Annotated in this window: 11 protein-coding genes; 3 read left to right on the forward strand and 8 right to left on the reverse strand. The window is 43.1% G+C overall.

All coding sequences use genetic code 11. The annotated features are described in order from the left end of the window. Positions 1-4: 4 nt before the first annotated feature. From HNQ34_RS00330 to ilvA, 8 genes are all read right to left on the reverse strand, one after another. Positions 5-781 carry an enoyl-CoA hydratase gene (locus HNQ34_RS00330; RefSeq protein ID WP_183250791.1) on the reverse strand — a complete coding sequence of 259 codons (777 nt, stop codon included), beginning with the start codon at positions 779-781 and terminating at the stop codon, positions 5-7. A gap of 18 nt (positions 782-799) precedes the next feature. Then, positions 800-1,705, reverse strand: a complete 906-nt coding sequence (locus HNQ34_RS00335) for a hydroxymethylglutaryl-CoA lyase (protein WP_183250792.1) — start codon at positions 1,703-1,705, stop codon at positions 800-802. 12 nt (positions 1,706-1,717) lie between these two features. Then, entirely contained in the window at positions 1,718-1,930 is a 213-nt protein-coding gene (locus tag HNQ34_RS00340; protein ID WP_183250793.1) for an acetyl-CoA carboxylase biotin carboxyl carrier protein subunit, read from the reverse strand. A gap of 211 nt (positions 1,931-2,141) precedes the next feature. Beyond that, positions 2,142-3,494, reverse strand: coding sequence for an acetyl-CoA carboxylase biotin carboxylase subunit (accC, locus tag HNQ34_RS00345; RefSeq protein ID WP_183250794.1), 1,353 nt, complete (start codon positions 3,492-3,494; stop codon positions 2,142-2,144). Between the two features lie 10 nt (positions 3,495-3,504). Further along, the gene (locus tag HNQ34_RS00350; protein ID WP_281375836.1) at positions 3,505-5,151 is read right to left on the reverse strand and encodes an AMP-binding protein; all 1,647 of its coding nucleotides are present in this window, start codon (positions 5,149-5,151) and stop codon (positions 3,505-3,507) included. Between the two features lie 51 nt (positions 5,152-5,202). Beyond that, positions 5,203-6,345 (reverse strand): acyl-CoA dehydrogenase, encoded by a 1,143-nt coding sequence (locus HNQ34_RS00355; RefSeq protein WP_183250795.1) that lies wholly within the window; start codon positions 6,343-6,345, stop codon positions 5,203-5,205. A 132-nt stretch (positions 6,346-6,477) separates the two neighbouring features. Further along, on the reverse strand, positions 6,478-7,116 hold the full coding sequence (locus HNQ34_RS00360; protein ID WP_183250796.1) for a TetR/AcrR family transcriptional regulator: 639 nt from the start codon (positions 7,114-7,116) through the stop codon (positions 6,478-6,480). A gap of 677 nt (positions 7,117-7,793) precedes the next feature. Beyond that, positions 7,794-9,002 carry a threonine ammonia-lyase gene (gene ilvA, locus HNQ34_RS00365; protein ID WP_183250797.1) on the reverse strand — a complete coding sequence of 403 codons (1,209 nt, stop codon included), beginning with the start codon at positions 9,000-9,002 and terminating at the stop codon, positions 7,794-7,796. A 502-nt stretch (positions 9,003-9,504) separates the two neighbouring features. Here ilvA and HNQ34_RS00370 point away from each other — a divergent pair. The 3 genes from HNQ34_RS00370 (at position 9,505) to HNQ34_RS00380 (ending at position 13,658) form a co-directional block, all read left to right on the forward strand. Then, complete coding sequence (locus tag HNQ34_RS00370) at positions 9,505-10,674, forward strand: MFS transporter (RefSeq protein ID WP_246363625.1); 1,170 nt, start codon at positions 9,505-9,507, stop codon at positions 10,672-10,674. Positions 10,675-10,894: 220 nt separating this feature from the next. Beyond that, a complete protein-coding gene (locus HNQ34_RS00375) occupies positions 10,895-12,148 on the forward strand; it encodes a two-component system sensor histidine kinase NtrB (protein WP_183251273.1) in 1,254 nt (417 codons plus the stop codon). 136 nt (positions 12,149-12,284) lie between these two features. Then, positions 12,285-13,658, forward strand: a complete 1,374-nt coding sequence (locus HNQ34_RS00380; protein WP_183250799.1) for an MATE family efflux transporter — start codon at positions 12,285-12,287, stop codon at positions 13,656-13,658. Positions 13,659-13,692: the final 34 nt, after the last annotated feature.

Genomic DNA, 13,692 nt, shown 5'->3' on the forward strand with positions numbered 1-13,692 from the left:
CCCCCTACTCTCCTTTGTAGACCGGTTTTCGTTTTTCTTTAAAGGATTGCAGCCCCTCTAAACGGTCTTTTGTCGGAATCGTGATCTCGTAAGCCATTTGCTCGATTTTTAAACCGGTATATAAATCTACTTCCAGCCCGCGGTTGATGGCGAGTTTCGCCTGGGCAACAGCAATCGGTCCGTTTTCCGCAATTTTCTGGGCGAGTTCGCTTGCTTTCGCAAGCAACTGTTCGCGTGGCACGACATCTTCCACAAGCCCAATTTGCAGCGCTTCAGTTGCTGGAATGCGCTTAGCGGTGAAAATTAATTCTTTCGCTTTTCCTTTACCGACTAAGCGGGGCAACCTTTGCGTTCCGCCAGCCCCTGGAATAATGGCGAGTGATGTTTCGGTTAAACCGAGCAGCGCGTGATCGGCTGCGATGCGGATATCGCACGCCAATGCCAATTCCAATCCACCGCCAAATGCAGAACCGTTCAACGCACAAATGACCGGCTGTGGAAGCTGCTCAAACTCGTTGATCGTGTCGCGAATGAGCGCAACTGTTTGGCGTACTTCCATTTCATTCATTCCCGCGCGTTCTTTTAAATCCGCCCCTGCACAAAACACTTTTTCTCCGCTTCCTGTGATAATGACGGCACGAATCGTCCGTGCGAATTTTAACTCGTACAACACTTGTTGTAGCTCGTTGAGCAACGCTACGGATAAGGCATTGGCTGCTTGCGGACGATTTAGTGTAATAAACGCAATTCCGTTTTCTACTGCATAAAGAACCGACTCCATCCACCATCCCCCTTTCGATTAAGCGCGACACGAAGCCATTGCTTGCAAATAGTGGCTATTGAGCGCTCGACCGATTTTATGTTGAATAAATAAGGCTGCTTCCGTTAAACGTTCGAGGTCGATGCCGGTAGAAATGTTCATGCCGTTCAGCATATATAACAAATCGTCTGTCGCGACATTTCCGGACGCCCCTGGAGCATATGGACAACCTCCTAAACCGCCAAGCGAGCTATCAAATGTGGTCATTCCCATTTGTAATGACATGAGCACGTTCGCTAATGCTGTGCCGCGCGTATCGTGGAAATGCATCGCTATTTTTTCTTTTGGGAACCGCTTCAATAAAACCCCGAGCACTTCTTCGACTTGGCGAGGGTTGGCCACGCCAATCGTGTCGCCTAACGACAGTTCGTCAATTCCCATGTCAAACAATTTCTCTGCCACGCGGATGACTTGTTCAACGGAAACAGCGCCTTCATACGGACAGCCGAACACGGTTGATACGTAGCCGCGTACCGTTTTTTGTGCGGCTTTCGCTTCGCGAACCACTTCGGCTAACACAGGGAACGTTTCAGCGATCGATTTATTAATATTTTTGCGATTGTGCGTCTCACTCGCCGACATAAAGACAGACACTTCATCTATTTTGGATGCGAGCGCTTTTTCTAGCCCTTTTTGATTCGGAACAAGCGCAGCATATGTAACGCCCGGAACTCGCTCAATGCTCGTTGCGACGTCGAAAGCGTCTGCCAATTGTGGAATCCATTTCGGATGGACAAACGAAGTAATTTCAATATACGCAAGCCCTGTTTTCGACAGCTGGTTGATCCAAGCAATTTTATCTTCGGTCGCAATTGAGACCGGCTCGTTTTGCAAGCCATCGCGAGGGCCGACTTCTTTGATCATGACACGTTCAGGCCATTTCATGCGCTTCACCTCTTATTCAAGATCAAGTAATACATCTCCTTCGTTGACGAAATCGCCTTCTTGCACATGAATTTCTTTGACCGTTCCGCTTGCTTCCGCGGCGATCGGAATCTCCATTTTCATCGATTCTAAAATCACGACGTCTTGTCCCTCTTCTACTTGCTCGCCAACGGAAACTACAATTTTCCATACATTCCCTGCCATCGTTGCAACTACATGATTCATTTCACCTTTTCCTCCATTTCTCGATCATTAAGATAAACGGTCTTCCACTTTTTGCATGGAAAGTGGAAGACATATATTTTACAAAATTATCTGCTAGATGACGATGGACGCTAATTGATCATGTATTTTCCACAGGTCGTAATTACACAGCAAATACGGAAAACGCTTGAAAGTAACAAGATTATGACATTCAACGAGCACCACAGGTTATCTATTTTTCAAGAGATTTATATAAATGAGTATTAACAAAATGAGTCGTTGTATGTCCGGCTTGAAACTCGGGATGCGATAACACTTCTTTCAGCATCGGAATGTTCGTTTTAATTCCTTCAATTTGATAGTGATCAAGCGCCTGTAACATGCGGGAAATCGCTTCTTGACGGTTCTCACCTTTTGTAATCAGCTTCGCAATCATCGGATCGTAAAATGGAGTCACTGCCATTCCGTTTGTAACAGCGGTTTCATTGCGAACATGTTCCCCTTCCGGCAATTGAAAAACGGTGATCGTGCCGGGTGATGGAAAAAATGTTTTTGGATCTTCCGCATAAATTCGTACTTCGATGGCGTGACCGCTCCGCTGAATGTCTTTCTGGGTATAACGAAGCCGCTCGCCTGCAGCGATGCGTAATTGTTCTTCGACGAGATCAAGCCCGGTAATTTCTTCTGTCACTGGGTGCTCGACTTGAAGTCTTGTGTTCATTTCAAGAAAATAAAAGTTTTTTTGTTCATCGACAAGAAACTCGATTGTTCCCGCGTTTGTATAGCCGATGTGTTTCGCGGCCTGCACCGCTGTTTCTCCCATTTTTCGGCGCGTTTCTTCATCCAAAAATGGCGATGGCGCTTCTTCGATCACTTTTTGATGGCGGCGTTGAATCGAACATTCGCGCTCCCATAAGTACACGTAGTTTCCGTGATGGTCAGCGAGAAGTTGAATTTCGATATGCCGAGGGTTTTCAATATATTTTTCAAGATACATTGCACCGTCGCCGAAAAAAGAAGCCGCCCGCTTTTGATTTCCTTCAAACGATTTGCGCAATTCTTCTTCATTTTTGACGATTTGCATCCCGATGCCGCCGCCGCCGGCAGAAGCTTTTAACATGATCGGATAGCCGATCGTTTCCGCTGTTTTGACCGCTTCTTCAACGTCTTGCAGCGGAAACGAAATGCCTGGAACGATCGGGACGCCTGCTTCTACCATCGTTTTTCGCGATTCAATTTTGCTTCCCATGCTTGCGATGATGTCTGCGGTTGGGCCGATAAACACGATTCCTTCTTCTTCGCAGCGACGGGCAAACATCGGATTTTCTGATAACAATCCATATCCCGGATGAATCGCTTCCGCTTTTGTTTCTTTCGCCACTTCGATGATTTTTTCGATATTTAAATAACTTTCGCTCACGCGCGGTTTGCCGATTAAATACGCTTCGTCGGCCCATTTGACATGGAGTGAATCCGCATCTGCCTCTGAGTACACCGCTACTGTTTGAATTCCTAGTTTTTTACATGTACGAATAACTCGAACCGCAATTTCTCCGCGATTGGCAATTAAAATTTTGGAAAACATATAATCCCCCTTATTCTGTCACAAGTCCAAGACGTTTTTTCGCTTGTTCACGCAATTTGAACTTTTGAATTTTTCCTGACGCTGTCATCGGATAGGCATCTGTAAACTCGATGTAGCGTGGAATTTTATGGCGAGAAATCTTTCCGCGGCAAAATTCACGAATCTCTTCCGCAGTGGCCGTTTGGCCTTCTTTTAAAATAATCCATGCCATCACTTCTTCTCCGTATTTTTCATCCGGGACACCGACGACTTGAACGTCTAAAATTTTCGGATGTTTATATAAAAATTCTTCGATTTCACGCGGATAAATATTTTCGCCGCCGCGAATAATCATATCTTTTAATCGCCCTGTAATGCGGCAGTAACCGTTTTCATCCATGACCGCTAAATCCCCTGTATGGAGCCAACCATCTTCGTCAATCGCTTCTTTCGTTGCTTCTGGGTTGTTGTAATATCCTTTCATGACGTGATAGCCGCGCGTGCATAGCTCTCCTTGTACGCCGCGAGGCACTTCTTTGTTCGTTCCCGGCTCAACAATTTTTACTTCGACGTTTGGAAGAGCACGGCCGACCGTTTCAACGCGCAAATGGATCGGATCATCGGTTCTCGTTTGCGTAATCACCGGTGAAGATTCCGTCTGACCGTAGGCAATCGTAATTTCTTTTGCTCCCATTTTTTCAATGACCGCCTTCATCACTTCAATCGGGCAGTTGGAGCCGGCCATAATTCCGGTGCGTAAAGAGGATAAATCGTATTTTTCAAAGTCAGGATCGTTTAATTCAGCAATAAACATGGTCGGGACACCGTGCAAAGCAGTGCATTTTTCGTCTTGGACCGTTTGCAGCACTTGTTTAGCATTAAATTCTTGAAGCGGCACCATCGTCGCTCCGACCGAAACGCATGCTAGTGTACCGAGCACACAGCCGAAGCAGTGGAAAAATGGAACTGGAATACATAAGCGATCATCTTTGGTGAGTTTCATGCATTGCGCGATGTTGTAGGCGTTGTTGACAATATTGTAGTGGGTCAGCATAACCCCTTTTGGAAATCCCGTCGTTCCTGAGGTGTATTGCATGTTAATGACGTCATGCGGGTCAAGGGAGTTCATTCTTTCGTCTAGTTCTTCTTCGATTACATCGTAGGACATCGCAAGAATATCATTCCATGAATACGTGCCCGGATAACGATTGTCGCTAAGAACGATGACATTTTTTAGCTTCGGAAGCCGTTTCGCTTGCAGTTGTCCTGGCTTGCATTCACGCAATTCCGGGGCAATTTCGTAAATCATATCAATATATGAAGAATCGCGATATTGCTCAATTAAAAGCAGAGTCGTTGAATCTGATTGTTTTAATAAATACTCTAATTCAGCTGTACGGTAATTCGTGTTGACCGTAACAAGAACAGCCCCCATTTTTCCTGTTGCAAACTGGCAAGCAAGCCATTCCGGCGTGTTCGTTGCCCAAATGGCAATATGTTCACCTGCTTCGATCCCTAGTTTCATCAATCCGCGGGCAACAAGACGGCAATATTCATCAAACTGTTTATACGTCATTCTTAATCCACGATCTGCATACACAACGGCTTCATGTTCAGGATGTGCCTTTGCTTTTTCTTCTAACAACTTCCCAACAGTGATGTTTAACATACTAACCATAAAATGCCCCCTTGCCTAAATCTATTTCAATATATGCGGTTTTCCTATCGTTTAGCATCCAAGTTGACGGGCGATGACGAGCCTTTGAATTTCCGATGTACCTTCGCCGATTTCCATCAGTTTAATATCGCGCAAATGGCGCTCAACCCCATACTCTTTCATATATCCATATCCGCCATGAATTTGAATCGCTTGATTGCAGGCGCGAAAACCGGCTTCAGAAGCAAAAAGTTTCGCGAAGGCTGCTTCTTTTGTAAACGGTTTCCCTTGATCTTTTAACCAAGCGGCTTTATATACCATATTGCGAGCTAGCTCAATTTCCATCGCCATATCCGCAAGCTTGAATTGGATTGCTTGGAATTTAGAAATCGATTGGCCAAATTGGGTGCGTTCTTTTGCGTATTGAAGCGCTTTCTCAAAAGCGGCTTGCGCAATTCCAACAGCAAGTGCGGCGATGGAAATGCGGCCGCCGTCAAGCGTGTATAAAAATTGTTTAAACCCTTTCGTTGGATCACCTAATACGTTTTCTTTTGGCACGCGTACATTCTCAAATACGAGTTCACATGTGTTGGATGCGCGGACACCCATTTTGTCGTAATGGCAACGAATTGTAAATCCAGGAGCGTCTGTCGGAACGATAAGCGCAGAGATGATATTTTTTCCTTTTTCATCTTTCCCCGTCACCGCTGTCACAATCACTTGTCTTGCATGTCCTGCATTCGTGATCCAGCATTTTTCTCCGTTGATGACATATTCATCGCCATCGAGAACCGCTTTTGTCCTCGTTCCTCCGGCATCGGACCCTGCGTTTGGCTCCGTTAATCCAAACGCACCTAACGTTTCTCCTTTCGCCATCGGAACGAGCCATTTTTGCTTTTGTTCTTCGGTGCCGAAATAATAGATCGGGCTTGCGCCTAGGGAAACAGCAGCAGCATAGCTCAATCCTGTCCCTCCGCATGCGCGACCGATTTCTTCCACGGCGACTGCATAGGAGATCGTATCGCCCCCTGATCCTCCGTATTGCTCTGGGAATGGGATACCTAAAAGTCCTAACTCGCCCATCTTTTTGAATACTTCGACAGGAAAATACGCTTCTTCATCCCATTTCGCCGCGTTTGGTGCAATTTCCTTCTCGGCAAATTCTCGCACCATTTCTTTAATCATTTGTTGTTCTTTTGTGAGTTCAAAATTCATGCTCTCTCCCCCATGAATCATATTTTATTTTAAAACCGACTAGTCGGTTTTAAAATATGTTAAGACCGACTAGTTGGTTTGTTTTAATTAATCAACAACAAACAACACATTATTTTTTATCCATATATTTACTTAAATAACATTTGTTTGTGTTTCAAGAAAAAACAAGCTATTTTCTGCTTTTTGTTTTGCTTCTTCTGTTAAAATCGAATGCAAGATAAAATCGATAAAATGGGCAGCGATCTGTTCAATCGTCATCGGGCCATCTGGTTTATACCATTTATATGTCCAGTTCACCATCCCGATAATGCTCATGCCTGTAATTTCGACGGAAAGTTCCGGTCGAAACTCCCCTGCTATGATTCCTTCGCGGATGACTTGAAAAATGACTTGTTTAAATTCATCGCGTTTTTCGTTAATTTTTTGCGAGTATTCCGGTTTTAAATACGTGCTCTCTTGATAGAACACCGTGATGTGCGGTTTATATAAATGGAACACTTTTACAAATGACTGGATAATGGCACACAATCGCTCGGTAGGAGTATGATAGTTTTTATATGCATCTTGTGCTTTATTTAATACATACGTAATAAACACATCGTGAATATGATAAAGAAGTTCATCTTTCGATTTAAAATTATGGTAAAATCCGCCTTTTGATGCGTTGCTCTCTGTAACAATCCGATCTACGGTCACCCCGTGATAGCCATATTGTTCAAAAAGGCGCAGTGCTGTATCGATAATCCGTTCTTTTAACGTTTTTTCTGCCATGAACAATCTCCTTTTCTCTCATATTAACATAATTTTTAGAAAAGTTAAATATTTTTGTTGTTGCTATTTATAACATACGGAATGGATATGCGAAATGTCAATCATCATTTTATAATAAATATGGATGAAACTATATAAATACAACTGGGAGGTTTAACTTATGGCGGACGAAAAAGTAGACCTCCCTATTTTTTCGACTGTCGGAGGCAAGTCTGTGACTGGCCTTCGTCACGCCTTCGCGTGACAGAGGACCGAACAACCAACCGCTTCACAGACAAATGCATTTGTCTGGAAGCGGTGTTGTTCGGTCACCCGACAGTCGAAACATACCGATTACTCCATGAAAGACGAAAACGTTAAAGTTCCAAATTGCATTTATATAGAAAGTGATCGATCGAATGACAAAGATATTACCAATTCATATAAGTTCGCGAGAAAACGGAAATATCGAACAAATATGATGTTGCAAAGTATTACACATACGCAGATGAATATAAGAATTTTTTTCATTCAGCCGATTATGACAAACGCCACGAACTAGGCGAATTTACGGAAGCTGCAGATGATTATAATCAACTCATCGATCTTGTCCGAAAACGCGACATCTAAATTTTCGCTACGCCTATTTACACTTTCTTATCATGTAAAAGAAGGATGACGTGATAAGTCATCCTTTTTTATTGGAAAAATTCGACGTCGTATCCTTCTTTGATTAACATTTGGTGAATGTGGTGAATATGGTCTTGGTTTTTTGTTTCGAGAGAAAAATGAATTTCCGCTTGACCTGGCAGCACTTTTGCGCCGATTCGTTGATGGTGAATCGACATTACGTTCGCTTCCAACTCGGCAATAATGCGCAATAGTTTATTGAGTTGTCCCGGCTTGTCGGAAATAACTGTCGTAAACGTGACGAATCTGCCCGACTCGACCAAACCACGCTCAATAATACGGGAGATGAGTGTGACATCCACATTCCCCCCGCTTAACACAGCGACTACTTTTTTGCCGGTAAACGGCAGTTTATGATATAACAGGGCAGCTAGCGAACACGCCCCTGATCCTTCGACTAACAGCTTATTTCGCTCGAGTAAATATAGCATCGTCCGCGAAATTTCCGCTTCTTCGACGCAAACGACTCCATCGACATATTTTTCAATATATTTATACGTTATGTTGCCCGGTTTTTTTACCGCGATTCCGTCTGCGATCGTATCGGAAGAAGTGATCGTCACCGGCTTTTTATGGCGAAGAGCAGCCGTCATGCCCGGGCATGCCGATGATTCAACCCCATACACTTGAATGGACGGTTTTAACTGCTTTAACGTAAAGGCCAATCCAGCAAGCAGCCCGCCTCCGCCAACCGGACATAACACAACTTCGGCATCCGGAAGCTGTTCTAAAATTTCTAATCCGATTGTCCCTTGCCCAGCCATTACCGCTAAATCGTCAAACGGATGAATGAACGTTGCTTGGCGCTGTCTTTGCAGTTCTAACGCATATTCAAGCGATTCATCAAAAACGTCCCCATGCAAAATCACTTCCGCTCCGTATCCTTTCGTTGCTTGCACTTTGCTTAACGGCGCACCCTTGGGCATCACAATCGTACAAGGGATGCCGATCATCGTGCTCGAGTATGCTACTCCTTGCGCATGATTCCCCGCCGATGCGGCGACGACTCCGCGCTTCCGCTCTTCTTCGCTTAATGACATAATCTTGTTGAACGAGCCGCGCACTTTAAAGGAACCTGTTTTCTGCAAATTCTCCAATTTCATATACACTTCGTTATGGGAAAATTGGCTGAACGTTTGTGAATGTTCAAGAGGTGTTTGGTGAACGACCCTTTTCATTTTTTCTCTTGCTTGTAAAACATCGTTGAGCGTTAACATTTTTTCATCACCTAACTATTTGTCGTGTTAAACGTTTGCATTGCCATTATATCGAATCTACAAACTATATTCTACATCAGGCGTGTTGATTAACCAATAAAAACCAGTTGTGCTCAATTCCTAGCTTTTCTGCCGTTGTCGACAAACGTACCGTTTGCCGACTGGGAGTGTTAGCATGCCCTCCTCGAACAATGAACGCTTTGCGGGCAAATGACATTTGCCCGCCGGCGTTCTTGTTCGAGGGATGTGGCAGAAAAGCTTGTGTTCAGCCATATAATTCTATGTTTTTTAGTAAATGGATAATCAACACTCGTGATTCTACATGCTACTTTTTATCTTCCAACGAATGAGAGGCAACGGAAACCGTCAATATCTTAGTACCACAAGGAAGCCGAATAATTTTATCACTTTCCGACACACTTCATGTAATCTTTATATTTTGAAAATAACGATTCTCTCCATTATGATTAAAGAAAGTAATATCTCTATAATGGAGGTAATTATGTTGAAAACATATCTTTCTCTTTTATTTGCGGTCATGTTTTTCGTGATGTGTGGCTTTGGCATCATTATTCCTGTTCTTCCGTTTTTTGCAGAAAAAGTAGGAGCCACACCGACCGAATTAGGCTTGTTAATGGCCATTTATTCATTGATGCAACTTTTATTCGCACCTATCTGGGGCCGCATCTCCGACCGATATGGGCGAAAGCCGATTTTATTTATCGGAATTATTGGGCTGTCTCTTTCTTTCTTTTTGTTCGCTATTGCCAAAACACTGCCAATGTTATTTGTCGCACGCATTGTCGGAGGGGTTCTTTCTTCTGCTACCATGCCTACTGCCATGGCGTATGTAGCCGATGTCACAACTCCAGAAGAGCGCGGCAAAGGAATGGGAGCGATCGGTGCCGCAATCGGGCTTGGATTTATTTTCGGCCCGGCCATTGGCGGAATCTTTTCAAAGACGAACTTACATACCCCGTTTTTAATTGCAGGATTTCTTTCGTTGGCTACATCGTTGTTAGTGCTGCTTTTCTTAAAAGAGTCCTTGGCAAAGGAAGAGAGAATGCTCGGAACTAATGAACGTCCTTCGCTTTGGCAAATATTAAAAGGACCGATTGTGTTTTTATATATTCTTCAATGGTTTATTTCATTTTCGCTATCTGGCTTAGAAGCAACGTTTGCCTACTACGCAGCGAAACGAGCAGGGCTCCATTCAGCCGAACTAGGCTATATTTTTATGATCATGGGACTTGCAAGCGCCTTCATTCAAGGCGGATTGATCGGCAAACTCATTCGGTCTTTTGGCGAAGGAAAGGTTATCCAAGGAGGAATCGTTGTTTCCGCCATCGGTTTTGCGCTCATTTTACTCGTTCACAATTTTTGGACCGCTGCCCTTTATTTATCAATTTTTGGCGTCGGAAATGGTGTCATTCGTCCATGTCTTTCGTCACTGATTACAAAGCAGACAGTCGGTGGACAAGGAAGCGCAACGGGTTTTCTTTCGTCGTTTGATTCGCTCGGCCGCATTATTGGCCCTCCGGTTGCCGGATGGTTGTTTACGATCACGATCGATCTTCCATATATATTTGGGATCATCCTATCTGTTTTCGCTCTTTCCTGTTACTATTTATTTGTCTATAAACAAAAAAGAATTCAACATACCATTTTGTAAGGGAAGCGCTTCTTTGCTTCCCTTTTGAACATTGTTCGTTAGATGTCTATATAATAAAGTGAATATGATTATTTAGAACATAGTTTTATAAAAAGTAATTAAAGTTTAATCATGCGATGAATGTTTGTTTTTAATGTTAAATTTCTCTGGTCGAATCAGCAATTTTCCGATACACTACTAACGAACCTTGTTTTTGGATAAGGAGTAGTGACCGATGGTTATGAGTGACAATTTGGAAAAACGAATGGTGGAATTAGAACAAGAATTGCAGCTATATAAGCGATTTGTCAAGCAATTGCCTTTCCCTTTTCAATTTACAGACTACTCGTTAGGAATGGTCATGAAGAAAAAACGGGGGCAACACGAACCGGAGATCCATTCCATCGTTGCCAATGGCCAAGATGACGTTGATCTTCATCTTGATATTGACCCGAGCACGGACTTACCGTTTGAGCAAATCGAGACATTCTTAGCACCGATTCTTGATCTTGTACCTCACCACATCGTCTTTGTAGATGGCAATGGAATCATTACGCTTTGCAACTTACAGGCGGCAAACGATACGGGTGTTGATCGCGATTCGATGATCGGAAAACATATACGTGAACTATTGAAGCTGCCTGATGAATTGATTATGACGCTAAAATCGATCGAAATGAATGAGCCGATTTATAATCAAGAAGTGCTCGACCGCTATTATGGGATTATTAATACGCGTTTTATTCGTAACGAAGACGGCTCGATTAAACGCGTCATTAGCATGTTTCAATCGCTCAATCTGATGAAAGAAACGGAAAAGCTAGCTGTAGCCGGTCGCATTGCTGCAGGTATTGCCCATGAAATCCGCAATCCGCTCACAACCGTTCGCGGATATTTGCAGTTTTTTAAAACCGATCTTCCTGACCGAATCGTTTCGCTTATCGATAAATTGCTTATTCCCGAATTAGATCGAGCAAACGGCATTATTACAGACTTTTTAAACATCGCAAAACCCGCCGAAGTGAAAGCAGAAAAAATGAACATCAATCAATTTATCACTGAAGATTTAGGTATTTTATTGCATAGCGAAGCATTGCTTCATAACATTGAAGTTCATTACAATTTGGATGAACGGTTAAATGTTTATGACGTAGAAGCAGATAAAAATCAGCTGTTACAAGTGTTTTTGAACCTATTCCATAACGCTGTCGAGGCGAAAGTCAAAAAAACGATGCGCGTTTCGATTTCTAGCAAGTTATACAACAACATCGTACAAATTTACTTTTGTGATGACGGACCGGGAATTCCTCTGACGATTATTGATCATATTTTTGACCCATTCTTCTCAACAAAAGAAACGGGAACAGGACTTGGATTATCGCTATCACGCAAAATTATTGAATTGCATAAAGGAACGATGAAAGTTCAAAGTAGCGCCGAAGGAACGAGCTTTATCATTGAACTACCTGTTAACAAGCAAGAATCTGCCTCTTGATGAGGTGGCTTCTTATTTTTATTGTGTATTTAGAACAATGTTTTATTTGTTTTTATTTTTTAGTTGTTTATTTCCTGTTTTTCTCGTAATCTATAGTAATAGCGATGCGTTTGGTTGATAAAGGAAGGAGCTTTTTATGCAGCAGACATTTACTTTGAAGGAAAAACTGATGCAATTATTTCATATTCTTTTTCCTGTTTTTGTTACACAAGTAGGGCTTTATGCAATGAATTTTGCTGATGTCACGATGTCTGGTCATGCGAGCGCCCAAGATTTAGCTGGTGTGGCGATCGGTTCGAGCATCTGGGTTCCTGTGTTTACAGGAATCAGCGGAATATTATTCGCTCTGACACCGGTCGTGGCTCATCATCTCGGTGCCAACCGATATGAGCAAATTCCGTATCACATCATCCAAGCCATTTATTTAGCGGTCGCCATTGCCTTATCCATTCTTTTGTTTGGTGCACTCGGACTACACGACTTATTAGCAAAAATGAAACTAGAAGAAAGCGTGCGAAACATTGCTTTCAATTATTTAGTCGCCCTTTCATACGGAATCATTCCGCTATTTATTTATCACGTGCTTCGCTGCTTTATCGACGCGCTCGGACAAACAAAAGTCACGATGTTCATTACATTAGCTGCTTTGCCTGTCAATATCGTTTTTAACTATTTGCTCATTTATGGACAGTTCGGTTTTCCGAAATTAGGCGGTGTCGGCGCTGGATATGCGACAACGATTACGTACTGGTTTTGTTGTGTTCTTTCTTTATGGGTTGTCCGGCGATTCCGGCCGTTTTCCAAATATGGACTCTTTCGCCGCTTTTATCGCCTTTCGCTTTCAGCATGGAAAGAATTGTTGAAAATAGGAATTCCGATTGGATTGGCGATTTTCTTTGAAACGAGCATTTTTGCTGCTGTTACGTTGTTGATGAGCCAATTTAATACGACAACGATTGCGGCTCATCAAAGCGCCATCAATTTCGCCTCGCTTCTCTATATGATTCCATTAAGCGTTTCGATGGCCTTAACGATTGCAGTCGGATTTGAAGTGGGAGCAAGACGCTATCGAGATGCAAAACAATATAGTTTTCTTGGCATCGGAATGGCGGTTGGCACAGCTATTGCTACCTCTTTATTTCTTTATTTGTTTCGCGGCGAAGTAGCCGCTATGTATACGAATGACCAAGATGTGCTATTGTTAACAAAACATTTTTTGTTATACGCGATCTTTTTCCAGTTTTCTGATGCGATCGCTGCTCCGATTCAAGGGGCTTTACGGGGATATAAAGATGTCAACGCCGCCTTTGTTGCCGCTCTATTATCATATTGGGCGGTTGGTTTGCCGTTTGGATACATCTTAGCTAATTTTACATCCGCCCAAGCGTTCGGATACTGGATTGGGCTGATTGCCGGCTTAGCTGCCGGTGCTCTTTTTCTTTCGATCCGATTGTTTCTCGTTCAAAAGAAATACGAGCATCATGAAAAAAAGACGGAAGAAGCCTGCTGATCTTCTTCCGTTCTTTTTCCATCTTCCATCTTGT

The sequence above is a fragment of the Anoxybacteroides tepidamans genome (assembly GCF_014201465.1).
Lineage (GTDB): Bacteria > Bacillota > Bacilli > Bacillales > Anoxybacillaceae > Anoxybacteroides > Anoxybacteroides tepidamans.